The sequence below is a fragment of the Ruegeria sp. YTSC230 genome, from assembly GCF_059609665.1.
Genome location: NZ_JBXWMC010000004.1, coordinates 87,368 through 110,685, shown reverse-complemented (window position 1 = coordinate 110,685; position 23,318 = coordinate 87,368). Strand labels below are relative to the sequence as shown.

Below are 23,318 nucleotides of genomic sequence, written 5' to 3'. Positions count from 1 at the left end.
GCATGACCACCGACCAGCCCCGCAGCAAAATGCACAAGTATTCGCAAATCAAGCCGAATTGTGATTATATGTTAGACACTTAGTTCTTTTTGCCTTCACTTTCTGAGAACAGAGGAGTTCACTGTGCCAACACCGCTCTTCAAGCCCGGTCATTCTGGTAATCCCGGCGGGCGACCTAAACTGGACCCCGAGACAAGAAAGTTGATCCAGTCGAACGGCGAGCTCGCTGTGAAACGCATGAACGATCTTTTGTCGATGGATGAACTCTTCAATCGCATAGATGGGAACGCCGAATTTGTATCGGGAAAGCTCTCTGGCAAAGAACAAATCGCCTTGTTGGCCCTAGCTCAGGACCGAGCATTCGGACGCGCTGATGGCGTAAGCATCACTCATACCCACAGCGGAACTGTCGGCATGAGCGTCAATCCAACACAGCGGCTCAAAGACATCAGTGACCGCCTTCCAGAAAGATTGGCTCAGCAGAAGGTGATCGAGTCAAAACTGGATGACGACGAGCAGTCTCCAACCATCACGTAGGGGCTGCCAGGCGAAGAGGTTTGGTTTTATGCCTACAGGCCATGCGCCCGCGCACGTAAGCCCCCCGATTTGACGACCCTGCATAACATCTGATAGCTACTCCCCCCTTTTCAAAAAATTAGGAGGACCTGCATATGTGGGTAGCATTCTCGACGCCCGAGGGTTCGGGCTTTTTCTCAGCCGTTGCAAAGGATGAGGACGGCAAGACCAGCGGGCCGCACATGGGGTCTCGCGTCTGTCTGCGGTTCCGCCGCGCTCAGGACGCCGAACTTCTGCGCGATTATGGTATGGAAGGCGAAGTGATCGAAACACCAGGCGGCGACTATCGCTTCCGAGCGTTCATTCCACGCAACCACCTGATGACGGTGCTGATGAACTTGGGCGACCGAATGGAATACCCCAATTTCAAGGACAGCATTCCCAAGGGTGACATACCACTCGCAAACGCCTGCCACCAGGCATGGGCAGTGTTCGGCGACTTACAGGAAGGCGGGCCATACTGTGCAGGACAGTGATTGCACCGCTCTGACAATCGCTATATGAGACGCCTTGTGGCTTTATTGTCGCCAAAAGCCACAAAACAGTGACCAGTGACGCCGAAACGTCCTAAAAGATTACTGTTTTCAGAGCTTTAAATGGCGATACCCGCAACCGGGCGTTCAGTGGGCGCCAAACCGACGAGGAGAGCCGATATGGCCCTGGACTCACAGTCAGTCTCCCTTACTTTTCCCGATGGCAATGCACGATCCTATGACGCAGGCGTCACGCCAGCTCAGGTCGCTGCTGATATCTCGACCTCACTGGCCAAAAAGGCCATCTCGGCCACCGTGAACGGCCAGCACTGGGACCTGCAGTGGCCCATCGAATCTGACGCGCAGATCGCCATCCACACCATGAAAGATGAGGAACAGGCCAACGAGCTGATCCGTCACGATCTGGCGCACGTGATGGCGCGCGCGGTACAGGAAATCTGGCCTGCAACCAAGGTCACCATCGGCCCCGTGATTGACAACGGTTGGTACTATGATTTCGACCGGGAAGAACCGTTTACCCCCGAAGATCTCGGCCTTATCGAGAAAAAGATGAAAGAGATCATCAACAAGCGCGATCCCGTGACCACCGAAATTTGGGACCGTCAGCGCGCAATCGAATTCTACAAGGCCAATAACGAGCCTTATAAAGTCGAGCTGATCGAAGCCATTCCGGGTGACGAACCGCTTCGCATGTACTGGCACGGCCACTGGCAGGATCTCTGCCGTGGCCCGCACTTGCAGCATACCGGCCAGTTGCCGGGCGACGCCTTTAAGCTGATGAGCATTGCTGGAGCCTATTGGCGTGGCGACAGCGACCGCGCAATGCTGCAGCGCATTTATGGCGTGGCCTTCACCGGCAAGGAAAAGCTTAAAGCGCATCTGCATATGCTGGAAGAGGCTGCCAAGCGTGATCACCGCAAGCTGGGCCGCGAGATGAACCTGTTCCACATGCAGGAAGAAGCGCCGGGCCAGATCTTCTGGCATCCGAACGGCTGGAAGATCTACACCACCCTGCAGGACTATATGCGCCGGATGCAGGAACGAGACGGCTATGTCGAAGTGAACACGCCGCAGGTCGTGGACCGCAAGCTGTGGGAAGCGTCTGGCCACTGGGACAAATATCAAGAGAACATGTTCATCGTCGAAGTCGACGAAGAACACGCCCGCGAAAAGGCGATCAACGCGCTGAAGCCGATGAACTGCCCCTGCCACGTGCAGGTGTTCAATCAAGGCCTGAAGTCCTATCGCGACCTGCCCCTGCGTATGGCGGAGTTTGGATCGTGCGCCCGGTACGAACCCTCGGGCGCTTTGCATGGGATCATGCGGGTCCGTGGTTTCACGCAGGACGATGGCCATATCTTCTGCGCCGAGGAACAGATCGAATCTGAGACCGCCAAGTTCATTGCGTTCCTGTCCAAGGTCTATGCTGACCTCGGGTTCCATGATTGGACAATCAAGCTGTCGACCCGACCGGAAAAACGGATCGGATCGGACGAAAGCTGGGATCTGGTCGAAAAGGCGCTGGGTGATGCCTGTAAGGCAGCGGGCTATGACTATGAGGTTCTCGAAGGCGAAGGCGCGTTCTATGGCCCCAAGCTGGAATTCACTCTGACCGACGCGATCGGCCGGACATGGCAGTGCGGCACCCTGCAGGTTGATCCAAACTTGCCCGAGCGTCTGGATGCGAACTTTATCGGTGCCGACGGTGCCAAGCACCGTCCGTTCATGCTGCACCGTGCGACCCTGGGCTCGTTCGAACGCTTCATCGGTATCCTGATCGAGGAACACGCTGGTAAGCTGCCGTTCTGGTTGGCCCCGCGTCAGGTTGTGGTCGCCTCGATCACGTCCGAGGCGGATGACTATGTTTTGGAAGTTGTCGAAAAGCTCAAGGCTGCTGGCGTGCGGGCCGAGGCGGATATTCGCAACGAAAAGATCAACTACAAGGTTCGTGAGCACTCGGTCGGCAAGGTGCCGATCATTCTGGCAGTCGGTCACCGCGAAGTTGAAGAGCGTACCGTAAGTGTGCGCCGCCTTGGCGAAAAACAGACACAGGTTCAATCGCTTGAGGCTGTAACAAAAGAGCTGTCATTGGCCGCGACGCCGCCTGATCTTCTGTAACATTCGGCGACAAATTGCCCGAAATCCGACCCCGAATTCGGGGTCGGATTGAAACATTTTCCATTTTTCATTTCAAAAACAGTTTGTTAACCTTCAAGAGGGCATTACGCTCTTTGACGGGGTTGTGAGACACGGGCTCGTGAATTCACCTGCCCCGATTTAGCTACTACCTTTGTCATTGTCACAAGAAGACATACGCAGTCATCAAAAGGGATTACCGAGATGTCGAACACCGCAAAAACCCTGGTTATCGCAAGCGCAGTTGCAGCAGCCGTATCTGGCGTAGCCACAACCGCCTCCGCACAAGCCAAAGAGAAATGCTATGGCGTTTCGCTGGCCGGTCAGAACGACTGTGCCGCTGGCCCCGGCACCACCTGCGCGGGCACCTCGACCGTTGACTATCAGGGCAACGCCTGGACACTGGTCGACGCTGGAACCTGCGCCGATATCGAACTGCCCAAGTCTGCAGATGGTGCAGCGCGTGAAGGTTCGCTGGAACCGCTGGAGCGCGACCTGCCGGCATAAGCCCAAGCATCTGAGAATCGGAGGGGCGGGCCCTATCGCCCGCCTCTTTTCGTGACCGGAGGATTTGCACATGCTGGATAGTTCACTTCGATCGAACAGGCTGCCCGCGGCACCGGGCGTCGGGTATAAACCCCAGCATTACGACCAGATTCTGGACCATGCGCATCCGGTTGGCTGGCTTGAGATCCATGCCGAAAACTACATGGGTGACGGCGGCAGGCCGCTTGCACAATTGCGCCACCTCTCTGAAAAATTTCCTATTTCCGTCCACGGCGTTGGCCTCTCGATCGGTGGAGAAGGCCCTCTGGACACCGATCATCTGGCGCGCCTGAAACACTTGGTGGGGTGGCTGAATCCGGCCAGCTTTTCCGAGCATCTGGCCTGGTCGACCCATGACAGTCATTTCCTGAACGATCTTCTGCCCCTGCCCTACACGGACGAAACGCTGGAGCGAACCTGCGCACATATAGACCAGGTTCAGGAAACCGTGGGGCGGCAAATGCTGCTGGAAAACCCATCCAGCTATTTGGCTTTTGAAGAAAGTACATGGTCCGAGCCTGACTTCCTGCGGGAAATCGCACGTCGGACAGGATGTGGTCTTTTGCTGGACGTGAACAATGTCTTCGTGTCGGCCACCAACCTGGACTTCTCGCCGCAGGGCTACATCGACGCCTACCCGCTGGACAACGTCCACGAGATACACCTTGGCGGTCATGACGAAGACGAAGACGACCATGGTCGTCCCTTGCTGATCGACAGCCACGGTCGCGAAGTCGTCGATCCGGTTTGGGCGTTGCTGGATTACGTATTAGAGCGTTCCGGTTCAAAACCCGTTCTGATCGAATGGGATACGGACGTACCCGACTGGTCCGTTCTTCGGGCCGAAGCAGATCGGGCGCAGGCGGCACTGGACCGCATCCCCGCATGAGCGTCTCGCAAACCTCGTTCCGCGTAGCCCTGCTTGACCCGTCGGCGGCTGTTCCGGACGGATTATGGGATGCCACAGAACGCCCTGCCGGGCGGCGGTTCAGCGTTTACCGCAACAACGTGGCTGTTTCGCTGACCGAGGCGATGCATCAAGCCTTTCCCATGATCGCACGACTGCTGGGGCCTCAGAACATGGATGGGCTTGCCGGGCTTTTCCTGCGCAAACACCCCCCGTCTTCACCGCTGATGATGTTTTACGGTGAGGAATTTCCTGAGTTCCTTGCCGGGATGGAGCAGTTGTCGCACCTTGGCTACCTTGCCGACGTCGCGCGTCTGGAACTGGCGCTGCGCCGGTCCTACCACTCTGCTGACAGCCAACCTGCACCGCCTGATGCGCTGGCCATTCCACCGGAAGAGATCGTCCTGGCAAAGCTGGAATTTGCGCCATCCATGAAGGTTCTTCGGTCAGATTGGCCGCTGTTTTCGATCTGGCGCTTCAATTCCGAAGAGGGTGCACCCAAACCTGCACCCGGGTCCGAAGATATCCTGATTACCCGGCCCGAATTCGACCCGGCCCCGCATTTGCTGCCCAAGGGCGGAGCGGACTGGATCGCCCACGTTCAGGCCGGGCTTACCATTGGCGAGGCATTCGAACAAACCTCTGCCATATTCCCCGAATTTGACCTTGGGGCCACTCTGGCGCTGCTTTTGCAGGGCGGCGCGATTACTTCTGTGTCTATCGAAAGGCTGGCAACATGACTGCCCTGATCTCTTTTCACAATAATACCCTGGGACGGCTGGAAATGACCTCTGGCTGGCTCACGCCAACACTGGCCCGGGTGGTTTTTGCCGCGACGCTGCTTGTCTACTATTGGAACTCAGCAACCACCAAACTAGGCAGTGGCATTTTGGGTTTCCTGTTCCCGTCTGACGGTGCATACGTCCAGATTTTTCCCAAAGCAATGGAAGCCGTCAGCTATGACAGTTCACAACTTGGCTTTTCTTATTGGGTGATCGCAGTTGCCGGCACCTGGGCTGAGTTTCTGCTGCCGGCCTTGATTCTGGTGGGCCTTCTGTCCCGGCTGGCGGCCTTGGGTATGATCGGATTTGTCTGGGTTCAGACAATTGTCGACGTCACCGGGCATGGCGCAGCGCTTGGAAGCTTTTTCACCGCCGCACCAAACGTGCTGGACCAGCGGACGCTCTGGACTTTCGTGCTGCTCGTTATCGTGATCAACGGCGCAGGCCCCTTGTCTGTCGACCGGGCCCTGCACGTGAAATGACCTAGAAATGTGCCTTGGGCTCGTCCGGTTTTCCTGCGGCCAGCCCAAGGATGCCTGCCACGGCGGCAAAGGCCACCGGAAACATCGTGAAGACGTTGAATCCAAACGCGAAATACATCCCGACGGCTGAGATCAGCAGCAATATTCCACCGATCAGAGCCCGCGCATGGGCCATTGCGCCCCCCGCGATGGCCAGCAAAGGCGCAATAATGGAAGCGGTCTGGATGAACTGTACGTTGTCCACTTGCTCAGCAAGGCCTTCGATCTCGCCGTAGTGGTTTATGAATTCGATATAGCCATAGCCAAAAAAGCCAACAATCATTCCGATCAAACCGGCAATGACGCCCAAAATCATTGATGCGTTGCGCATTTAAACCCTCATATTTACGTCAGACACATAAGCGCCCGATCAGGCAACGCCAAGGCTTGCCTTGGTTTTCGAGGTCCAGCCCAACAACAACGTACCGTCATCTTCGATCAAGGGGCGCTTCATCAAAGTCGGGTGTTCCTTCAGCAACTCCAGCGGTGGTCGGGTGCGTTGTTCCGCGTCCAATCCGCGCCAACTTGTCGACCGGGTATTGAGCAAAGCTTCGCCGAAGGTATCAAACGCCTCTGTCAGGACAGAATCGGGAACTCCTTGCGCGCGAACGTCTACAAATTCAATATTTTCAATTTCTTTCAGTGCCTTACGGCAAGTAACACAGTTTTTCAGGCCATATAGACGCATTTTGGGACCGTTCCTGTACTTGTATGAATTTTTGGCATTTTTGCCTGCTACATCCAGTTATTCTTGATTTTTTACTTCACCGTGCAATGTTGAAAAAGACGAAACACACAATTCGGGCTGCGTCGTGTGGGCGAAGCGGTGATGCGTTGTGGTTGCGTCAACCACTGCCCCCACCAATTTGTGGGACAACGTGTAAGTAGAAGGAGACACGGGAAATGCCAACTGGCACCGTGAAATGGTTTAATACCACGAAAGGCTATGGGTTTATTGCCCCTGACGAAGGTGGCAAGGACGTTTTTGTTCATATCTCGGCCGTAGAACGGTCCGGTCTGACCGGGCTCGCTGACAATCAGAAAGTCTCGTATGAGTTGGAAGACGGACGCGACGGCCGACAAATGGCCTCTGATTTGAAGCCGTTATAAAACACCCCGTCATCTGCGGGTACTAAAAGCAGGCCAACGGCCAATTTCCGGCCGTTGTCCATTCTCAAGGGTTTGAAACCTTACCCTCGCGTCGGTTTGGTATCGGCATGAGTGCTTTCGTTTTAGCCGAACACCACGATTTCCGAGCGTTCTCACATCACACTGATGACTGATGTCATGAACCGCTCGAAAAGGCGTCATGACATCAGAAGAAAGAGTTCTGTCGGCTTTAACCCTCGCGAATGACAGCCTCGAACTCGCGCCATTCCCGTGCCGTCATGCCCGAGTTTTCCTGCGTCACAGTTTCACCGGCCAACATGCGTCGCAGGCTATCAACCATCTGCGCCGAAAGGTTGACCGCACCCAAACGGTAATCTTCGAACGCTCTATACGCGAAGGGCACCCAGTCGGCGACGATCTTGCACATCATGTCGGCGTAAACTCGGATTTCGTACTGAGCATGTGGATCGGCCCGCAGGCGCAGGAAATGGAACAGGTTGTGCAGATCCACCTTCCAGTACCACTGCGTGTAGATATTCGCAGGCAGGTTCATGCGCGCCAATTCTCGCGCCAGCCCCTGTTGACCATCCTGGTTGATCATGGCTTCGTAATTGTCATAACACCGCGCGCTGTCGGCCTTGAGCATTTCTAGAACGCGGGCTGCCTCTTCCCCTTGCAGGGCGTCGCCGCGACCCTGATTGTTCACTTCGGATTGTGCGGCCACGTGGTCCGGTGCAGGGATATAAAACTCTCGGTCCAGAATAGAATACCGCGCAGAATACTCATTCACATTTGCGGTCCGGTGACGAATCCACTGTCGGGCGACAAAGACCGGCAGTTTGACATGCAGCTTGATCTCGCACATCTCGAACGGGGTCGAGTGCCAGTGCCGCATCAGATAGCGGATCAGACCCTCGTCATTCTGCACCGACTTGGTGCCCTTGCCGTAAGATACGCGTGCCGCCTGACAAATTGCTGCGTCATCCCCCATGTAGTCAATGACGCGCACAAAGCCGTGGTCCAGCACTTGATGCGCGGTATAGAGGTGGTCTTCCATCCCCTCAGCCACAACGCGGCGTGTTGGATGCGATTGCGCCCGTTGCGCTTCGATCTCGGCCAGTTGGTCAGAGGACAGCGGCATGAATGTTCCTTTCCAGCAATGAGTCGCTCACCACTATATATCGGCAATTCACAGACAGGAACCGCGACATGTGCACCAAGCGTCGCAATTTCCAAATTGTGTCCACCCTGCCCCTCGACACGCTTGGCCCGCGCGCTAAGCTGCAGCCCATCACCTGAATAGAAAGGAAGCCACAATGGGGCTGACATATCTTCACACCATGGTCCGCGTGAAGGATCTGGAGAAGTCGATGGCGTTCTATGAACTGCTGGGCCTGAAGGAAACCCGCCGTTATGACAGCGAAGCGGGCCGATTTTCACTGATCTTCATGGCCCCCCCGGGACAAGAGGATCGGCCGATCGAGCTGACGCATAACTGGGATGGGGATGACACCCTGCCCAGCGACAGCCGTCATTTCGGGCATCTCGCTTATGGGGTCGACAACATCTATGAGGTTTGCCAGCACCTGAAGGACAACGGCGTCGTGATCAATCGCCCACCGCGTGACGGGCGTATGGCGTTTGTGCGCTCACCCGACAATATCTCGGTCGAGCTGCTGCAAAATGGTGACGCGCTGGAACCGGCCGAGCCCTGGGCCAGCATGGAAAGTGCCGGTCACTGGTGATCCGCTGGCTGATAGCATTGGGTCTGGCCGTTCTGGCCAGCCCCGTTCGGGCCGAGACCTGTCGCCTTGCGCTGGCGCTCGCCATGGATATCTCGACTTCCGTGGACGAGAACGAAGACGTTTTGCAACGGCAGGGTCTTGCGGCTGCATTGATCGCACCAGAAGTGGTCGAGGCGTTTTTTTCCTCGCCCGCACCCGTGGCGCTGGCCGTGTATGAGTGGAGTGGTCGCACCACACAACGCGTTGTTCTGAACTGGACCATGATAAACACCGAAGCCGATCTGCTGGTCGCAGCCTCAACAGTGCAGCAATCGGTTCGCTCGGACAGCGGCTCAGCCACAGCAATGGGCTATGCCTTGGCATTTGGCGCGACTTTGATGCAGCAAGCACCGCCCTGCCTGTTCCAAACTATCGATCTGTCCGGGGATGGCTCAAACAATGACGGCTATGGACCGGACTCTGCATACCGGCACTTTCCCTTTCAAAACGTCGTGGTCAACGGGTTGGTGATCAACGCTGCGGACTTTGAAGGAGAGCTGTTTCTCATCCCGTTCTTCGAGAACAACGTTCTGCACGGCCCCGGTGCGTTTCTGGAAATCGCGCAAGGGTTCGAAGATTTTGAGCGCGCGATGCGTCGCAAACTTGAGCGTGAGCTGAAAGGGTTGCAGATCGGTGCGTTGAAGGAGGGTGCACATCAATGATCCGCCTCCTGGCCGCGATAATTTCCATGTTCGCCAGCGCCGCTGCGTCGGAATGCAGGCAAGCACTGGCGTTGGGGCTGGACGTGTCCGGTTCGGTCGACAGCGCCGAGTATAGGATGCAAACCGGCGGTCTGGCTGCGGCCTTGCAACGCCCTGAAGTTGTTCAACTGATCCTGTCCGACATCGGCGCGCCTGTGCGATTGGCGATCTACGAATGGAGCGAGCCCCGCCATCAACGCATGTTGGTAAACTGGACTAAGATCCGCACGGCACAAGATCTTGCACGGATCAGCGACCAATTGAAGACCGTCGCGCGGGGTAACGCACCACAGGGCACGGCTGTTGGGTCGGCAATGCGGTTCGGAGCCAATCTACTGTCGCAGCAACCGAATTGCTGGAAACGCACATTGGATCTGTCAGGGGACGGCAAGCACAATCTGGGCCCTCATCCACGCAGCGTGAAAGCCGAACTGGAAAACACCGGCATCACGATCAACGGGCTCGTGATCGGAGCAGACGATCCCAGTCATGGCGACAAACGCTATGTCCAAGTCGGTGAGCTTTCCGCCTATTACAACACATGGGTTATTCTGGGGCCCGGAGCCTTCGTCGAAGTCGCTTTGGGCTTTGAGGCCTATGAGGACGCGATGACCCGAAAACTGATACGCGAGCTGGAGGGGCTAACCCTGTCCGACGCCACAGATTCCCTGCGCCCCTGATCAATAGATGTACCGGATTTGGTCCGTCCAATACCGCTCGACCCGACGCAGGGATGTGGTGATGTCGTCGATGCCTTCCAGCCCCAACACGCCGCGATTTTGCAGCCCCTCGGCGTGGCGCGAAAACAGCTCAGATACGACATCGCGTATCTCACGACCGCGTGGGGTCAATCGAACCCTTACGGATCGGCGGTCGATCTCGCATCTTTGATGGTGCATGTACCCCATTTCGACCAGTTTCTTCAGGTTGTAGCTGACGTTGCTGCCCTGATAATACCCGCGACTTTTCAGTTCACCCGCGGTGACTTCATGGTCGCCGATATTGAACAAAAGCAAAGCCTGCACGGCGTTGATCTCCAATACGCCAACACGCTCAAACTCATCCTTGATGACGTCCAATAGCAACCGGTGCAGCCGTTCCACCAAGGCAAGTGCCTCAAGATAGCTGGTCATGAACCCTTTGGTTCCCGGCGCGGAGACCTGCATTTCCATACTCATCCGATCCTCCGATTCAGTCGCGCTGTTTCAGGCAGGATGAATGGAAATCCCGAAAAATCGGTTAAGCCGGGTTTTCTTTTATTTTTGAAAGGTCTGCGCGATGTCCGAGATCAATTCGGAATAGGTTTCGGGCGGCTGCACCTGCCCTGTGACCCACTGATAAAGATCCTGGTCGTTTTCGTGCAGCAACGCATCATAGTTATCCAGATCCGACGGCTCCATGGCCGTCAGGTTTCGGTCAGCATAGGCCGACAGGATCAGATCCATTTCCTTGATCCCACGTCGCATGGATCGCATCTTCAGCCGCTTAATTCTAACGTCCCGAGGTTCGTTCACCGACCTTGCTCCAGCATCAGACGCAGCCGTTTTTCCAGTTTCGCTGCCCGCTCGGCACTGGCGCGCATCTCGCCGCGAATGGAACGCAGCTCAGCCACGACATCCGCAAGCTCGGGTGCGCCCTCTTCCGCTTCGACGGGGGCATCCATGCCTTCGCCTTCACCGGTCAGCAACCACATGATCGACACGTTGACCATGCCTGCCATCATGGAAAGACGGTTCGCCCGCGGTTCGGACAGATCGTTTTCCCAAGCTGCAATTGTTGTCTTTTTCACGCCAAGCCTGCGGGCCATCTGGGCCTGGGTCATACCAGCCGCTTCGCGTGCCCCTGCCAGCCTGTCCCCGAATGTCGCAGAGTCCGGTCCGTACCAGTCATTCTCGTCGTTCATCGGGCTCTCCAATTCCATAATTCATATCGCTTGATCGTCATTCCGGCGCACCCTATGACAGTCAAGCTGAACATACAAATCGAGGCCGACCATGAGTTTCCTTTCTGCGACACTGTCACGCGTGAAGCCATCGCCCACCATTGCGATAACCGCTAAAGCGGCCGAGTTGAAAGCTGCCGGGCGCGATGTCATCGGCCTAAGCGCGGGCGAGCCCGATTTCGACACTCCGCAGAACATCAAGGACGCAGCAGTTGCGGCCATCGCGGCCGGTAAAACCAAATATACTGCGCCTGACGGCATCCCAGAGTTGAAGCAAGCCGCCTGCGCCAAGATGAAGCGTGACCACGGGTTGGATTACACGCCCGCGCAGATTTCGGTCGGCACCGGCGGCAAGCAAACTTTGTACAATGCCCTGATGGCTACGATGAATGAGGGCGATGAAGTTGTGATCCCTGCACCGTATTGGGTTTCCTATCCCGACATGGTGCTGTTGGCGGGGGGCACTCCGGTAATCGCGGAAACTTCGATCCAGACCAACTTCAAACTCACTGCAGATCAGCTTGAGGCTGCGATCACGCCAAAGACCAAATGGCTTATCTTCAACTCACCGTCGAACCCCACTGGTGCAGGCTATAGCCGTGAAGAGCTGAAAGAACTGACCGATGTTCTGATGCGTCATCCGCATGTCTGGGTCATGTCCGACGACATGTATGAACATCTGGCCTATGACGGGTTCGAATTCTGCACCCCGGCCGAAGTCGAGCCCCGCCTGTATGACCGGACGCTGACCTGCAATGGCGTCTCCAAAGCTTATGCCATGACCGGTTGGCGCATTGGCTACGCAGCAGGACCGGTCGAAATCATCGCCGCAATGCGCAAGATTCAATCGCAATCGACCTCGAACCCCTGCTCGGTCAGCCAATGGGCGGCGGTTGAAGCACTGAACGGCACTCAGTCCTTCCTGGCCCCCAACAACGAAACGTTCAAACGCCGCCGTGATCTTGTTGTGCGCATGTTGAACCATATCGACGGCATCAGCTGCCCGACACCCGAAGGCGCGTTCTATGTCTATCCGTCCATTGCCGGGTTGATTGGCAAAACCACCCCAGCAGGCACTGTGATCGACTCGGATGAGGCATTTGCAACCGCCTTGCTGGAAGAGGTGGACGTGGCCGTCGTGTTCGGTGCAGCCTTTGGCCTGTCGCCAAACTTTCGCGTCAGCTATGCGACCTCGGACGAGGCGCTGACCGAAGCCTGCACCCGCATCCAGCGCTTTTGCGCATCATTGACTTGAGTAAGCGCAAATGACGTCGGAACTGCCCGAATATTATTTCCGCGTTCGCGAAAATGGTGCGGCGGTTTTCAGGATCGACACTGAAAACCGCCAGCGCAGGATCGAGATGGATCAGATCGCGGTCATCAACATCCGCAATGGCGAGGTGAAACCGCAAGGCCAACGCACGTTGTCCGACGCCGACAAGGCCGAGATTGCCCGTTGGATGGATGCACGAAAAGCGTTGCTGGCCCAGCGCGACATCGACGACATTCACCGCGCGGTTGACTACCTGAACCTCACCACGCAATGGGCGCAATCCAAGGCGACACCAGAGCAGCTTGAGGATGTAACCGACCGGTTGCTGCTGGCCATGCATGACCTACGTTCTGTCCTGGTGCGAAAAAAGGCAGACCGCTTCGGCAAAGACTGACCCGCCGAATCTTACTCGGCGGGCACACCGACCTCGCGGACCGAGCGCATCCAGAACCGCGCCATCAGCATAACCGCTGCGCAGGCCAGACCCAGAACAAGGCCCAGCCAGACTCCGATTCCGTCCATGCCCAACACGAAGCCAAAGTAGTACGAGGACGTAATCCCCACGCCCCAATAGCTGAGCGCGGCCATGACCATCGGGACCTTTGCATCCTGCAACCCACGCAGGAGGCCAAGCGCAATGACCTGTGCCCCGTCCACCAATTGGAACAAAGCCGCCATGGCCAGCAGGCCTGTACCGATCATCAGGATTTCCGGACGCTGCGGGTCATCCGGTTCCATGAACAGGGAAATCAAAGGCTCGGCATAGGCTAGGAACAGGATGACAGTCAGGATCGAGATCACCAAAGACATCCCCGTCACCGCAATCGCGCCGCGTTCCAGATGTGGCCTATCTTTCCGGCCCAACGCATTCCCGGCCCGGATCGTCGCAGCGTTTGACAGCCCCAGATGCACCATGAACGTCGCGGATGCCAAATTCAGTGCAATGCCATGTGCCGCCAGCGGAACCTGACCCAGCCAGCCCATCATGATCGCCGACATTGCGAACAGGCTGACTTCGGACAGGGTCGTCAGGCCAATCGGGACGCCTAGGCGGAGAACGCTCAGAAACATCTCCCAGTCCGGACGCCAGAACCTTTGGAACAGGCTATGTTCGGGCAAAACGCGCATGGCGTAGATCACCACGCAAACCAACGATACGACCTGAGTGACAACCGACGCGATGGCGGCGCCCATCACACCCAGCTCAGGGGCTCCCCAATTGCCGAAGATCAGGGCATAGTTGGTGATCGCGTTGACCACTGCAGCGGCCACGGTGATCCAGAGCACGATCTGGGTCCGCTCTAACGCGGCCAGATAGGATTTCAGCACCATCACCAAAAGCGCCGGAATTAGGCCCCACCCAGCAACCCTGAGGTACTGGGACGCAGTTTCAGCGACTTGCGGGTCCTGCTTCAACGCAAGGAAAATAGGGTACGACCACCAGAGCATTGGCATCATGACGGCCGCGTAGATAAGCGACAACCACAACCCCATACGCGTTGTACGGCGAATACTTGTTTCGTCTTCTTCAGCCGCAGCTGTCGCCACCATCGGCATGACGGCCAAACCGAATCCGGCCCCAAACAGGAACAGCACAAAGAAATAGCTGCTGGCCAAGGTCACGGCGGCCAGCGCCTCGACACCGTACCAACCCAGCATGACCGTATCCGTCAGCCCAATAGCAAATTGGGCCAGGTGCCCGCCGATCAGCGGCAGGCCCAGCACAGAAATGGCCCGGAAGTGGCCACGATATGTCATCACCTTACTCATCCGAACAGCCTTATGCCCGGCCCGAGGCCGGGACAAGAGGCGAACGACGAAATTTCACCTTGAGACTAAACCCGCAGGTTCAAATGTTACCTGAGAGGACTCCTGTCACACGGTTTCAGGATGCAGTGAATTGCCCAGAATATGTTCCGAGTGCTGAATCACGTGATGCGCCTGGCCGACGATCAAAGGATCGGGGCTGTCGACGATTTCATTGTTCTTGTCCGGATAGTCCAGCGTAGACAGGAAGTGGCGCATGCAATGCAGGCGCGCGCGCTTTTTGTCGTTCGATTTCACGATGGTCCACGGGGCGTCGGCGGTATCGGTATAGAAGAACATCGCCTCCTTGGCCTCGGTATAATCGTCCCATTTATCAAGGCTGGCCTTGTCGATCGGTGACAGTTTCCACTGTTTCAGAGGATCGGTTTCGCGGCTTTTAAACCGGCGTTGCTGTTCAGGCTGCGTAACCGAGAACCAGTATTTGTAGAGCTGGATACCCGAGCGCACCAGCATCCGCTCCAGCTCGGGTGTTTGACGCATGAACTCAAGATACTCGTTGGGCGAACAAAAACCCATGACCCGTTCAACCCCGGCGCGGTTGTACCAGGACCGGTCGTAGAAAACCATTTCGCCGACCGTAGGCAATTCCTGAACATAGCGCTGATAGTACCACTGTCCCTTCTCTTCCCAGGTGGGTTTATTCAGCGCAACTACACGCGCTTGGCGTGGGTTCAGGTGCTCCATGAATCGTTTGATCGTTCCACCTTTGCCTGCGGCATCCCTGCCCTCGAACAGCAAGACAAACCGCTGGCCGGTTTCCTGTGCCCAATGTTGTACTTTTAGCAATTCTGCCTGCAGTTGCGCCTTCTCCGCCTCATAAGCTTTGCGCGCCATCTTGCGATCATAAGGATATTTGCCGCTTTCAAAGGCCTGACGAATTCTCTCGGGGCTAGGCTCAGCCGGTGAGGTTTTGGCTATCGCCGACAGGTTAGCAGGGTCTTGCACATTCTCGATCTGCGTCACTACTTCCATTCAGGTTCTCCTTGTCTCACTGTCCGGGAAAACGCCTAGCAGTCGGGTGAAAAACACGCTTTGATTGGTGTCAAACTTTTACATCTTTCTGGGCGTGTGCTTCAGGTACAACACAGGGCTTCGGCTATGAAAAACAAGTTCATTGATCTTAACGGCCAGAGGTTCCGTCTGCGCAGCTGGGGGGACCCCGACCTTCCGCCCTTGTTGATGCTTCACGGGTTTCCCGAATATAGCGGCGCGTGGCAGGACCTGGCCCCGCATCTGTCTTCCCACTTCTATTGCATCGCCCCCGATCAACGCGGTTACGGGCAAAGCTGGGCGCCAGAGGACGTCGGCCATTATGCCCTGTCGCGACTGGTCTCGGACATGGTGACGCTGATCGAGGGGCTCGCCCGTCCGGTTTGTGTTCTTGGCCACGATTGGGGAGCGTCTGTGGCCTATGGTTTGGCTATGTTCCGCCCGGATCTGGTGGACCGGTTGATCATCGCCAACGGCGTGCACCCAGTGCCCTTCCAACGGGCCATGGCCGCAGGGGGCGCGCAATCCGAGGCTTCGCAATACATCAATGCCTTGCGCGCACCAGACGCAGAGGAGCGTTTGTCGGCGGACAATTTTGCCAAGCTTGAACAGTTTTTTCGTTTCGGGATGGGAACAGACTGGCTGACGGACCAGCAAATGCAGGCCTATCGTACAGAATGGGCGCGGCCCGGGCGGCTGGAGGCCATGTTGAACTGGTACCGCGCGTCACCGCTGGTGGTTACGAAACCCGGCGCACCGCGCACGGATCTGCCAGAGCTGCCGAAGGACCGGTTGATGGTTCGCTGCCCCCACCTGTTGCTGTGGGGGCGTGAAGACAAGGCGTTGCTACCAGAGTCGACTGAGGGGCTGGAAGACTACGCGCCGGACCTGACGCGCATCGACATTCCGAACGCTGATCACTGGCTGCACCATCAACAGCCCGAAGCGGTAGCGCACGCAATCATGGGCTGGATCGCGCGCTAAATCCGGTCACCGATGCCCCCAATCCGCCGGGTCATCCGAGTTGTTGGGCGACAGGCCCAATATGTCACCATCTGTGGAACACCCCAGCCCCAAAACTGTCCGGTTCGCATAAGAGAAATACGCGCAGACCTGATTGATTTCGAGGATCTCACCGTCGTCCCATCCGGCCGTGCGCAGTGCTTCCACGTCTTGCAGTTTCAACTCCGCCGGGGCCTCGGTCAATTTGCGCGCGTAACGCATGGCCTCAATCTGAGCCGCATCCAACGGGGCCTCCTCTGGCGTGCCAGCCTCAATCGCCGCGCGAATTGCCTGGCTACGCTCCGGATCGCCCAACAAACGCTGCAGACCGCTGTAGTGGTGCTCGACACAATAACCGCATTTGTTCAGAGCGCTGACCCATACGCCCAGCACCTCAAGAAACCACTTCGGGATCGTGTTCGCCGAATGGTGCAGCACGTTCTTGTACATGGCCATGTGGCCTTCCATCGAATGTGGCCGCAAGGAATGCACCATCATGATGTTGTCGACGTTGTTGTCCGGGCCAGTAACACGGTCGTAAAGTTTCCTGAGTTTTCCTGTTGCCTCATCAAAAGGGATGGTTCTGATCCAGCTCATCTCTTTGCCTCCCGTATCCATTTGCTTTTGCAGCCAAACCTAAACAGAATGCAGAAACAATGCGAGGCCTTGGAGGCCACGTTTTCTTGGAACATTTCACGTGACCGCAATGAGAACGTTCTGGGCATTCTCCACCGCCACCTGATAAAGAACTGCCGACACCCCGTTTCACTATATTGATTTTCCAGCGATGCGCCTTCCTCTGTTCTTGTTTGTCCTGTCAATCTGCGGCCTGTTCGCGGCACTGTCCCGCCCTGCTTTTTCTGATTGGGCAATGGTCGCAGGGCTTTGCACCGTTGCAAGCGCGATATTGCTGCTTGGAAAATGGTTGCGCAGATCGAAAGCGCCGGAGAACTGGGCCGTGGTTGATGGATCAAATATTTTGCACTGGCGAGAGGGCATTCCGGACATTGCCACCGTGCGAGAAGTTGTCGATGCTTTGACCGCCTCCGGCCTGACGCCCGGCGTCGTGTTCGATGCAAATGTCGGCTACAAAATCTCGGATCGCTACATGAATGACAAAGCCCTTGCCTCACTGCTTGGGTTGCCCGTTGACCGCGTTATGGTCGCCCCCAAGGGAACGCCAGCCGACCCACTTGTTCTACAGGTCGCTCGCGACCTAAGTGCTACCATTGTCACAAACGACCGTTTTCGCGACTGGGTTGACGATTATCCGGATGTGCTGCAGGCCAAAGAGCTTGTGCAGGGTGGCTATCGGAATGGGGCTCTCTGGCTGGCGTTGTGACCGTGGTTCCAGCCTTGTCAAACATGTAGCGTTTCAACCTCAGCTCCCAATCACGGCGCACCACAGCCGACAAACCGCACACAACACTTCGCGCGCCCCTTCCCCCGGACCACATCCCCTGCCATAATGGGACCAAACCCAAAAACAAGAGCAGCACCCATGCCCGACGATCTGTTGACGCCAGAAGCGACCAATACTTATGACGCCTCCTCGATCGAGGTGCTTGAAGGTCTGGAACCGGTCCGCAAACGCCCCGGTATGTATATCGGCGGCACGGATGAGCGTGCGCTGCACCATATGGTGGCCGAAATCCTCGACAACTCGATGGACGAAGCGGTCGCAGGTCACGCCAACCGGATTGAGGTCGAGCTGCACGCAGATTACGCCCTGACGGTGCGAGACAACGGGCGCGGTATTCCGATCGACCCCCACCCCAAGTTTCCGGACAAATCCGCGCTTGAGGTGATCCTCTGCACCCTGCACGCAGGCGGTAAGTTCTCGGGCAAGGCCTATCAGACCTCGGGCGGTCTGCACGGTGTGGGTGCATCGGTTGTTAATGCGTTGTCAGATTCCATGGTTGTACAGGTGGCGCGGGATAAGCAACTTTATGAACAACGCTTTTCGCGTGGTGTTCCTCTGGGACCGGTCGAAAAGGTTGGCGCAGCCCCAAACCGGCGCGGCACCACCGTGACCTTCCACGCGGACGAAGAAATCTTTGGCCATCACAAGTTCAAACCGGCGCGGTTGTTCAAATCCATCCGCTCCAAGGCTTACCTGTTCTCGGGCGTCGAAATTCGCTGGAAATCCCATATCGACGACGGCGAAACGCCAACCGAGGCCAGCTTCCACTTCCCCGGCGGTCTGTCTGACTACCTGAAGGAAACGATGAACGGCTCGTCCACCTATGCCGAGCAGCCTTTTGCCGGCACTGTGGATTTTCGGGAAAAATTCGGGGCAGCAGGCAAGGTCGAATGGGCGATCAATTGGACGCCCTCGCGTGACGGGTTCATCCAGTCCTACTGTAACACCGTCCCCACCCCCGAAGGCGGCACTCATGTGGCAGGTTTCTGGGCTGCGGTCCTCAAGGGCATCAAGGCGTACGGCGAACTGATCAATAACAAGAAGGCCGCTCAGATCACCCGCGACGACCTGATCACTGGTGGCTGCGCGCTGGTGTCCTGCTTTATCAGCGAGCCGGAATTCGTGGGCCAGACCAAAGACCGCCTTGCGACGGTCGAGGCGCAACGGTTGGTAGAGAATTCGGTCCGCGACCATTTCGATAACTGGCTGGCCGCGGACACGAAATCCGCCGGTGCTATTCTCGATTTCCTCATTCTGAGGTCCGAAGAACGTCTGCGCCGACGCGCCGAGAAAGAAACACAACGTAAGTCCGCCACTAAAAAACTTCGTCTTCCCGGCAAGTTGGTGGACTGTTCTAGTTCAACACGCGATGGCACAGAATTATTCATCGTCGAAGGGGATTCTGCGGGCGGCTCGGCCAAGATGGGTCGCAACCGCAAAACGCAAGCCCTTTTGCCCCTGCGCGGCAAGATCCTGAACGTGCTGGGCGCGGCCAGCTCCAAGCTGGGCACCAATGCCGAGATCAACGATCTGACGCAGGCACTGGGTGTCGGTCTTGGCACCAAGTTTAATGTCGACGATCTGCGCTATGACAAGATCATCATCATGACCGACGCGGACGTGGACGGGGCGCATATCGCGGCGCTGTTGATGACGTTCTTCTTCACCCAGATGCGCCCGATGATCGACACGGGCCACCTGTATCTGGCCTGCCCGCCGCTGTATCGCCTGACCCAAGGCGCCAAGCGGGTTTATTGCCTGGACGAGGCCGAGCGCGACGAATGGCTTGAGAAAGGTCTGGGCGGCAAAGGCAAGATCGACGTTTCCCGCTTCAAGGGTCTGGGCGAGATGGACGCCAAGGACTTGAAAGAGACCACGATGGACCCCGCGTCCCGGAAATTGATCCGGGTCACCATCGACGAGGATGAACCCGGCGAGACCGGCGATCTGGTCGAGCGCCTGATGGGCAAAAAACCCGAACTGCGGTTCCAATACATTCAGGAGAACGCGCGGTTTGTGGAAGAGTTGGATGTTTAGGAGAAGAAATGCTTCACCAAATGCTCGCCAGAATGGCGAGAGAGTTCGTTTTTGAACGAGCTAAACCATTTGCCGGTAGCGATTTTGGGAAATTTGTTCGACACGACGTATCACTAGAAGCTAAGAAACACTTAATTTTTCTACCTTACGAGTTAAAGGTGAAATCTAGCGTTGGCGCAGGCAACTGGGCGGCTGTACCTTGGTTGGCATTTTTTGACCCACTAGTAACTGAAAGCGCCACGAAAGGTTTCTACGTAGTTTTCCTGATCAATGCACAAACAGAAGAAATTGTGCTGTCGATGAATCAAGGTACAACGGAAGTATACAAAGAGTTTGGCGAGCGCAAAGGTCGTCAAGTACTTCGCCGAAGAGCAAATGACTTGGCGGAAAGGGTGCCAGAGTTTACCAAGCTGTTCGCTGTAGAACCAATCGTTTTGGGTTCTTCAGAGTCCCTACCACTTGGTTACGAATCCGGCCACTCGTTTGGCCGCACATATCCAGCGGCTCAGATTGACTCCGATCAGTTCTATCATGATCTAGAAAGAATGCTCTCGGCCTACAATGCACTTGTAGATCGCGGTGGTATCACTCCCACAGACACTATGATGGAAGAAGCTGGAACATCCGATATAACAGAGACCCGCAAGTACTTTCTTTCGCGTCGCATAGAACGAACGCCGAATATCAGAAAGACGGTCCTTCAAGCGAGGGGTGTGGTTTGCGAAGCGTGCGGTATGGACCCTAGATTGCACTTTGGATTCGATGGTCCGTTAAAGAACACCCCGATAGACGTTCATCACACGAAACCGATTAGCGGCTTGGCTGAAGGTGAAAGCCGTAGATATAGAATACCAGATGATTTCTTGGTTCTTTGCCCGACGTGTCATCGAATGATCCACAAGCAATCGAATGCTTCCGACATTGATAGGCTCAGAAACTCAATTCGATTTGAGTACACGATAAAGAAGTAAGTACATTTGGTCTTATCACTGACTAACAGCTTTAGGTTTCTTGCGCTGGATTTGCCCCGCTTACATGGGGCGTTTTTTGCTGAACACAGATTAAGTCTTGAGCATCCCCAATGTCGCCCCCTCAAACTCCCCTCTTGCCTAACCCGTTGATCCCGTTCACACTTGCGCGCAATTGTCATCCAAGAACAAATTCTGAGGATCCGAGCGTCCAAGACCCAATTTGAACGAACATAAATTTCGAACGGGAGGACAATATGAAGACACTAACCCTCGGGCTGGCCTTTGCCTTGCTGGCCAGTCAGGCAAGCGCGCAGCAGTCGCTGATCGGCGCATCGCCTATTCCGGTCGGGGCAGAGTTACGGTTCTGCTATTACAACGGCCTCGCTTATTCGGTGGACGCCTTTGTTGTGATCTCTGGCAACAACACCGTGACCGAAACGTCCAGTACGCGCGAAGAACACCTTCTGCGTTGTATCAAAAGCGGCGACGGTGTCATGAAGTGGAAACCGGAGAGCGGTATTCAGGTCAATCGCTGAATTGAAAGGTCGGGCCGCCTAGCCCACCTTACCCTCCAGCCAGTCTGCAATCTGGCCGGCGGGTTGTTCCCAACTTGGCTCCATGAACAGGAAATGCGCGTGGTTTTTCACGGGCATAAATGTCGCGCGATCCCCGTACAGATTGGCCAGCGCACGGCAGGTGTCCGGGTTGACGGCGCGATCCTCGGTGCCCGAGACGATCAGCACCGGGCAATCGACCTTGTCGATGTCGACCTTCATCGCGTGGTGGTCGTCGAACATCCAAAAGAACATCTCGAACATCACCCGCCCGCTTTCGGCCCCCAGCTGGTCGAACACCTCATGCTGCTGCGCCTCGGGCATCTTGTTCAACGCAAAAGGGGCCATCAGGTCGAACTCGACATGCATGGGCTGTTTCCAGAACGCCCCACCCTCCATCAGCGCGCGCGGGATGGCGCGCTCATCGTCGGTTTCGGGCAAGGTCCCCCACGGCGCGTTCGGATTGATCAGGACAATGGCGCTGGCCAACCCGCGCGCGGCCACTTGCTGCGCCACAACGCCCGCGATGGCATGGCCGAGGATGACCGGCTTGCTGTCCAAGCCCTGCACGAACTCGGCAATATCATTGGCATAATCCGCGACACTGGTATCCGTAAGGCCGGGGTCAGGCTCGGCCTTGGGGTCCCCATCATGAAAGCGCAGCGCAGGGGTGTGCACCGTCCAACCGCGCGCGCGGAAGAAACCCGCGTAGTCCGCCATACACCAAGGTCCGGCAAAGGCCCCGTGGATCAGAACAATCTCTTTGGTCATCAAAACGCCCTCTCGTCACTTGCCCCCACTATGCGAGACGACAGGCGCGCGCGGCAAGACCGCCGGCGTCAGACAGACATACCAATCAGGGCTACGCCAACGGCCATCAGTAGGGCCGCACCAAGGCGACGCATCCAGTTGCCTTCATGCAGGAAGATGAACCCGATCAGCGCAGCGAAGATCACTGAAGTCTCACGCAGTGCTGAAACCGCACCCAGTGGTGCGAAATTCTTGGCGTAAAGCACCAGACCATAGGCCGTCATCGACACCAGCCCGCCCAGGATGCCGATCATCCAGACCTTTGCAGGAAGCTGTGCTAACGTGTCCCGTTTTTTGATGCCGACAAAGCCCGCAATGAACAGATGCAGGAACGCACCCCATGCCCAATAGCTGAGCGTATTGCCCGACAATCGCACCCCGATGCCATCCACGACCGAATAAATCGAGATGCAAAACCCTGTACCGAGCGCAAACCACAGCGCCCAGCGCCCGACGCCGGACCGCAAGGCACTCCAACTGCTGAGCTGAATACCAAGCGCGATCAGCGCAATCCCGCCCCATGCCTGCAGCGGCAGAACCTCGCCCACCAGTATCATCGCCCAGAGTGAGACCAACGCAGGCACGATACCACGGGCGATCGGATAGACGACGCTCAGATCCCCATGCTCATAGGCTTTGCCCAGCATGTAGTAGTACCCAAAATGCACGACGGTCGAGATCAGGATATAGGGAAAGCTCTCAGCACTGGGCAGCGGCAGCAGCAGGACCATGGCCGTTGCAGGGATTACATGCCCAAATGCGACAAGGCCCAAAGTGGTCGTTCGGTCGGCGGCTGTTTTAACGATGGCGTTCCACACCGCATGCAGCAACGCAGCCGTCAAAATGATGGCAATGACAAACAGAGTCACGTCCGAACCTTTCGCGCAGAGGGAACCGGCCCAAGATACGGGCCGGTTTCGTTACTTGCACAG

The 23,318-nt window shown here is 56.6% G+C and carries 29 protein-coding genes; 18 read left to right on the top strand and 11 right to left on the bottom strand.

Translation table 11 applies throughout. The annotated features are described in order from the left end of the window. Nucleotides 1-123 precede the first annotated feature (123 nt). The 7 genes from AC2FD9_RS09705 to AC2FD9_RS09675 all read left to right on the top strand — a co-directional run bounded on the left by AC2FD9_RS09705 (nucleotide 124) and on the right by AC2FD9_RS09675 (nucleotide 5,923). Complete coding sequence (locus tag AC2FD9_RS09705) at nucleotides 124-537, top strand: hypothetical protein (protein WP_282119869.1); 414 nt, start codon at nucleotides 124-126, stop codon at nucleotides 535-537. 134 nt (nucleotides 538-671) lie between these two features. After that, the gene (locus AC2FD9_RS09700) at nucleotides 672-1,052 is read left to right on the top strand and encodes a hypothetical protein (protein WP_282119870.1); all 381 of its coding nucleotides are present in this window, start codon (nucleotides 672-674) and stop codon (nucleotides 1,050-1,052) included. Between the two features lie 177 nt (nucleotides 1,053-1,229). Further along, nucleotides 1,230-3,188 (top strand): threonine--tRNA ligase, encoded by a 1,959-nt coding sequence (gene thrS, locus AC2FD9_RS09695; RefSeq protein ID WP_496836586.1) that lies wholly within the window; start codon nucleotides 1,230-1,232, stop codon nucleotides 3,186-3,188. Between the two features lie 222 nt (nucleotides 3,189-3,410). Next, entirely contained in the window at nucleotides 3,411-3,713 is a 303-nt protein-coding gene (locus tag AC2FD9_RS09690; RefSeq protein ID WP_058275886.1) for a BufA1 family periplasmic bufferin-type metallophore, read from the top strand. A gap of 70 nt (nucleotides 3,714-3,783) precedes the next feature. Continuing rightward, nucleotides 3,784-4,641 (top strand): MNIO family bufferin maturase, encoded by an 858-nt coding sequence (gene bufB / locus AC2FD9_RS09685; protein WP_496836584.1) that lies wholly within the window; start codon nucleotides 3,784-3,786, stop codon nucleotides 4,639-4,641. Continuing rightward, nucleotides 4,638-5,399, top strand: a complete 762-nt coding sequence (locus AC2FD9_RS09680) for an HvfC/BufC family peptide modification chaperone (RefSeq protein WP_496836583.1) — start codon at nucleotides 4,638-4,640, stop codon at nucleotides 5,397-5,399. The genes bufB and AC2FD9_RS09680 overlap by 4 nt, the downstream gene beginning before the upstream one ends. Beyond that, complete coding sequence (locus AC2FD9_RS09675; protein WP_058274133.1) at nucleotides 5,396-5,923, top strand: DoxX family protein; 528 nt, start codon at nucleotides 5,396-5,398, stop codon at nucleotides 5,921-5,923. The genes AC2FD9_RS09680 and AC2FD9_RS09675 overlap by 4 nt, the downstream gene beginning before the upstream one ends. 1 nt (nucleotide 5,924) lies before the next feature. Here the strand turns inward: AC2FD9_RS09675 and AC2FD9_RS09670 are convergent, their stop codons facing one another. Together AC2FD9_RS09670 and AC2FD9_RS09665 are read right to left on the bottom strand one after the other, a co-directional pair. Further along, entirely contained in the window at nucleotides 5,925-6,293 is a 369-nt protein-coding gene (locus AC2FD9_RS09670; protein ID WP_058275883.1) for a hypothetical protein, read from the bottom strand. A 39-nt stretch (nucleotides 6,294-6,332) separates the two neighbouring features. Beyond that, nucleotides 6,333-6,650: an ArsC/Spx/MgsR family protein gene (locus AC2FD9_RS09665; protein ID WP_496836581.1), complete on the bottom strand. Its 318-nt coding sequence runs from the start codon at nucleotides 6,648-6,650 to the stop codon at nucleotides 6,333-6,335. Between the two features lie 215 nt (nucleotides 6,651-6,865). Between AC2FD9_RS09665 and AC2FD9_RS09660 the strand changes: the two genes are divergently transcribed. Next, nucleotides 6,866-7,072 (top strand): cold-shock protein, encoded by a 207-nt coding sequence (locus AC2FD9_RS09660; protein ID WP_010439113.1) that lies wholly within the window; start codon nucleotides 6,866-6,868, stop codon nucleotides 7,070-7,072. Nucleotides 7,073-7,301: 229 nt separating this feature from the next. Here AC2FD9_RS09660 and thyX read toward each other — a convergent pair whose 3' ends face one another. Then, on the bottom strand, nucleotides 7,302-8,213 hold the full coding sequence (gene thyX, locus AC2FD9_RS09655; RefSeq protein WP_058274136.1) for an FAD-dependent thymidylate synthase: 912 nt from the start codon (nucleotides 8,211-8,213) through the stop codon (nucleotides 7,302-7,304). 175 nt (nucleotides 8,214-8,388) lie between these two features. Between thyX and AC2FD9_RS09650 the strand changes: the two genes are divergently transcribed. Genes AC2FD9_RS09650 through AC2FD9_RS09640 form a run of 3 tightly spaced genes read left to right on the top strand, consistent with a single transcriptional unit; the run spans nucleotide 8,389 to nucleotide 10,237 of the window. After that, the gene (locus AC2FD9_RS09650) at nucleotides 8,389-8,817 is read left to right on the top strand and encodes a VOC family protein (RefSeq protein ID WP_282153690.1); all 429 of its coding nucleotides are present in this window, start codon (nucleotides 8,389-8,391) and stop codon (nucleotides 8,815-8,817) included. Next, nucleotides 8,814-9,518 (top strand): DUF1194 domain-containing protein, encoded by a 705-nt coding sequence (locus AC2FD9_RS09645; RefSeq protein WP_282153691.1) that lies wholly within the window; start codon nucleotides 8,814-8,816, stop codon nucleotides 9,516-9,518. Before AC2FD9_RS09650 ends, AC2FD9_RS09645 begins: the two co-directional genes overlap by 4 nt. Further along, nucleotides 9,515-10,237 (top strand): DUF1194 domain-containing protein, encoded by a 723-nt coding sequence (locus tag AC2FD9_RS09640; RefSeq protein ID WP_109313912.1) that lies wholly within the window; start codon nucleotides 9,515-9,517, stop codon nucleotides 10,235-10,237. The genes AC2FD9_RS09645 and AC2FD9_RS09640 overlap by 4 nt, the downstream gene beginning before the upstream one ends. On the opposite strand, the gene AC2FD9_RS09635 is transcribed toward AC2FD9_RS09640, so the two are convergent. From AC2FD9_RS09635 to AC2FD9_RS09625, 3 genes are all read right to left on the bottom strand, one after another. Beyond that, entirely contained in the window at nucleotides 10,238-10,735 is a 498-nt protein-coding gene (locus AC2FD9_RS09635) for a MarR family winged helix-turn-helix transcriptional regulator (protein ID WP_282169244.1), read from the bottom strand. Nucleotides 10,736-10,813: 78 nt separating this feature from the next. Next, nucleotides 10,814-11,032: a succinate dehydrogenase assembly factor 2 gene (locus tag AC2FD9_RS09630; RefSeq protein ID WP_108860430.1), complete on the bottom strand. Its 219-nt coding sequence runs from the start codon at nucleotides 11,030-11,032 to the stop codon at nucleotides 10,814-10,816. Nucleotides 11,033-11,067: 35 nt separating this feature from the next. Continuing rightward, on the bottom strand, nucleotides 11,068-11,460 hold the full coding sequence (locus AC2FD9_RS09625) for a helix-turn-helix domain-containing protein (protein ID WP_496766884.1): 393 nt from the start codon (nucleotides 11,458-11,460) through the stop codon (nucleotides 11,068-11,070). A 91-nt stretch (nucleotides 11,461-11,551) separates the two neighbouring features. Here AC2FD9_RS09625 and AC2FD9_RS09620 point away from each other — a divergent pair, with 91 nt between their 5' ends. Together AC2FD9_RS09620 and AC2FD9_RS09615 are read left to right on the top strand one after the other, a co-directional pair. Then, a complete protein-coding gene (locus tag AC2FD9_RS09620) occupies nucleotides 11,552-12,754 on the top strand; it encodes a pyridoxal phosphate-dependent aminotransferase (RefSeq protein ID WP_496836577.1) in 1,203 nt (400 codons plus the stop codon). Nucleotides 12,755-12,764: 10 nt separating this feature from the next. Next, nucleotides 12,765-13,166: a hypothetical protein gene (locus tag AC2FD9_RS09615; protein WP_058275875.1), complete on the top strand. Its 402-nt coding sequence runs from the start codon at nucleotides 12,765-12,767 to the stop codon at nucleotides 13,164-13,166. An 11-nt stretch (nucleotides 13,167-13,177) separates the two neighbouring features. Here AC2FD9_RS09615 and AC2FD9_RS09610 read toward each other — a convergent pair whose 3' ends face one another. Both AC2FD9_RS09610 and ppk2 read right to left on the bottom strand, forming a co-directional pair. After that, nucleotides 13,178-14,530 (bottom strand): MATE family efflux transporter, encoded by a 1,353-nt coding sequence (locus AC2FD9_RS09610; RefSeq protein ID WP_496836575.1) that lies wholly within the window; start codon nucleotides 14,528-14,530, stop codon nucleotides 13,178-13,180. Between the two features lie 117 nt (nucleotides 14,531-14,647). Further along, a complete protein-coding gene (ppk2, locus tag AC2FD9_RS09605) occupies nucleotides 14,648-15,571 on the bottom strand; it encodes a polyphosphate kinase 2 (protein WP_496836573.1) in 924 nt (307 codons plus the stop codon). A gap of 126 nt (nucleotides 15,572-15,697) precedes the next feature. On the opposite strand from ppk2, the gene AC2FD9_RS09600 reads away from it, so the two are divergent. Beyond that, nucleotides 15,698-16,573 carry an alpha/beta fold hydrolase gene (locus AC2FD9_RS09600; protein ID WP_496836571.1) on the top strand — a complete coding sequence of 292 codons (876 nt, stop codon included), beginning with the start codon at nucleotides 15,698-15,700 and terminating at the stop codon, nucleotides 16,571-16,573. A 6-nt stretch (nucleotides 16,574-16,579) separates the two neighbouring features. Here AC2FD9_RS09600 and AC2FD9_RS09595 read toward each other — a convergent pair whose 3' ends face one another. Beyond that, nucleotides 16,580-17,188 (bottom strand): carboxymuconolactone decarboxylase family protein, encoded by a 609-nt coding sequence (locus AC2FD9_RS09595; protein ID WP_496836569.1) that lies wholly within the window; start codon nucleotides 17,186-17,188, stop codon nucleotides 16,580-16,582. Between the two features lie 190 nt (nucleotides 17,189-17,378). Between AC2FD9_RS09595 and AC2FD9_RS09590 the strand changes: the two genes are divergently transcribed. The 4 genes from AC2FD9_RS09590 (at nucleotide 17,379) to AC2FD9_RS09575 (ending at nucleotide 21,558) form a co-directional block, all read left to right on the top strand. Beyond that, nucleotides 17,379-17,933, top strand: a complete 555-nt coding sequence (locus AC2FD9_RS09590; protein ID WP_472724096.1) for an NYN domain-containing protein — start codon at nucleotides 17,379-17,381, stop codon at nucleotides 17,931-17,933. Between the two features lie 159 nt (nucleotides 17,934-18,092). Then, the gene (gene parE, locus AC2FD9_RS09585) at nucleotides 18,093-20,051 is read left to right on the top strand and encodes a DNA topoisomerase IV subunit B (RefSeq protein ID WP_108860261.1); all 1,959 of its coding nucleotides are present in this window, start codon (nucleotides 18,093-18,095) and stop codon (nucleotides 20,049-20,051) included. 8 nt (nucleotides 20,052-20,059) lie between these two features. Continuing rightward, a complete protein-coding gene (locus tag AC2FD9_RS09580) occupies nucleotides 20,060-21,022 on the top strand; it encodes an MrcB family domain-containing protein (RefSeq protein WP_472724097.1) in 963 nt (320 codons plus the stop codon). Nucleotides 21,023-21,276: 254 nt separating this feature from the next. Further along, the gene (locus AC2FD9_RS09575; protein ID WP_496836567.1) at nucleotides 21,277-21,558 is read left to right on the top strand and encodes a hypothetical protein; all 282 of its coding nucleotides are present in this window, start codon (nucleotides 21,277-21,279) and stop codon (nucleotides 21,556-21,558) included. 18 nt (nucleotides 21,559-21,576) lie between these two features. Here the strand turns inward: AC2FD9_RS09575 and AC2FD9_RS09570 are convergent, their stop codons facing one another. After that, on the bottom strand, nucleotides 21,577-22,347 hold the full coding sequence (locus AC2FD9_RS09570) for an alpha/beta hydrolase (RefSeq protein ID WP_496836566.1): 771 nt from the start codon (nucleotides 22,345-22,347) through the stop codon (nucleotides 21,577-21,579). A 68-nt stretch (nucleotides 22,348-22,415) separates the two neighbouring features. Continuing rightward, nucleotides 22,416-23,255 carry an EamA family transporter gene (locus AC2FD9_RS09565; RefSeq protein ID WP_496754620.1) on the bottom strand — a complete coding sequence of 280 codons (840 nt, stop codon included), beginning with the start codon at nucleotides 23,253-23,255 and terminating at the stop codon, nucleotides 22,416-22,418. Between the last annotated feature and the right edge of the window lie 63 nt (nucleotides 23,256-23,318).

Bases quoted from the DNA above. Each gene is read 5' to 3' on its own strand.
- AC2FD9_RS09575 (WP_496836567.1), top strand. From the start codon at position 21,277: ATGAAGACACTAACCCTCGGGCTGGCCTTTGCCTTGCTGGCCAGTCAG.
- AC2FD9_RS09625 (WP_496766884.1), bottom strand. From the start codon at position 11,460: ATGAACGACGAGAATGACTGGTACGGACCGGACTCTGCGACATTCGGG.
- AC2FD9_RS09650 (WP_282153690.1), top strand. From the start codon at position 8,389: ATGGGGCTGACATATCTTCACACCATGGTCCGCGTGAAGGATCTGGAG.
- AC2FD9_RS09600 (WP_496836571.1), top strand. From the start codon at position 15,698: ATGAAAAACAAGTTCATTGATCTTAACGGCCAGAGGTTCCGTCTGCGC.
- AC2FD9_RS09700 (WP_282119870.1), top strand. From the start codon at position 672: ATGTGGGTAGCATTCTCGACGCCCGAGGGTTCGGGCTTTTTCTCAGCC.
- AC2FD9_RS09680 (WP_496836583.1), top strand. From the start codon at position 4,638: ATGAGCGTCTCGCAAACCTCGTTCCGCGTAGCCCTGCTTGACCCGTCG.
- AC2FD9_RS09665 (WP_496836581.1), bottom strand. From the start codon at position 6,650: ATGCGTCTATATGGCCTGAAAAACTGTGTTACTTGCCGTAAGGCACTG.
- AC2FD9_RS09660 (WP_010439113.1), top strand. From the start codon at position 6,866: ATGCCAACTGGCACCGTGAAATGGTTTAATACCACGAAAGGCTATGGG.
- ppk2 (WP_496836573.1), bottom strand. From the start codon at position 15,571: ATGGAAGTAGTGACGCAGATCGAGAATGTGCAAGACCCTGCTAACCTG.
- AC2FD9_RS09570 (WP_496836566.1), bottom strand. From the start codon at position 22,347: ATGACCAAAGAGATTGTTCTGATCCACGGGGCCTTTGCCGGACCTTGG.
- AC2FD9_RS09615 (WP_058275875.1), top strand. From the start codon at position 12,765: ATGACGTCGGAACTGCCCGAATATTATTTCCGCGTTCGCGAAAATGGT.
- parE (WP_108860261.1), top strand. From the start codon at position 18,093: ATGCCCGACGATCTGTTGACGCCAGAAGCGACCAATACTTATGACGCC.
- bufB (WP_496836584.1), top strand. From the start codon at position 3,784: ATGCTGGATAGTTCACTTCGATCGAACAGGCTGCCCGCGGCACCGGGC.
- AC2FD9_RS09640 (WP_109313912.1), top strand. From the start codon at position 9,515: ATGATCCGCCTCCTGGCCGCGATAATTTCCATGTTCGCCAGCGCCGCT.
- AC2FD9_RS09610 (WP_496836575.1), bottom strand. From the start codon at position 14,530: ATGACATATCGTGGCCACTTCCGGGCCATTTCTGTGCTGGGCCTGCCG.
- AC2FD9_RS09595 (WP_496836569.1), bottom strand. From the start codon at position 17,188: ATGAGCTGGATCAGAACCATCCCTTTTGATGAGGCAACAGGAAAACTC.
- AC2FD9_RS09670 (WP_058275883.1), bottom strand. From the start codon at position 6,293: ATGCGCAACGCATCAATGATTTTGGGCGTCATTGCCGGTTTGATCGGA.
- thrS (WP_496836586.1), top strand. From the start codon at position 1,230: ATGGCCCTGGACTCACAGTCAGTCTCCCTTACTTTTCCCGATGGCAAT.
- AC2FD9_RS09690 (WP_058275886.1), top strand. From the start codon at position 3,411: ATGTCGAACACCGCAAAAACCCTGGTTATCGCAAGCGCAGTTGCAGCA.
- AC2FD9_RS09630 (WP_108860430.1), bottom strand. From the start codon at position 11,032: ATGCGATCCATGCGACGTGGGATCAAGGAAATGGATCTGATCCTGTCG.
- AC2FD9_RS09675 (WP_058274133.1), top strand. From the start codon at position 5,396: ATGACTGCCCTGATCTCTTTTCACAATAATACCCTGGGACGGCTGGAA.
- AC2FD9_RS09635 (WP_282169244.1), bottom strand. From the start codon at position 10,735: ATGAGTATGGAAATGCAGGTCTCCGCGCCGGGAACCAAAGGGTTCATG.
- AC2FD9_RS09580 (WP_472724097.1), top strand. From the start codon at position 20,060: ATGCTTCACCAAATGCTCGCCAGAATGGCGAGAGAGTTCGTTTTTGAA.
- AC2FD9_RS09590 (WP_472724096.1), top strand. From the start codon at position 17,379: ATGCGCCTTCCTCTGTTCTTGTTTGTCCTGTCAATCTGCGGCCTGTTC.
- AC2FD9_RS09620 (WP_496836577.1), top strand. From the start codon at position 11,552: ATGAGTTTCCTTTCTGCGACACTGTCACGCGTGAAGCCATCGCCCACC.
- thyX (WP_058274136.1), bottom strand. From the start codon at position 8,213: ATGCCGCTGTCCTCTGACCAACTGGCCGAGATCGAAGCGCAACGGGCG.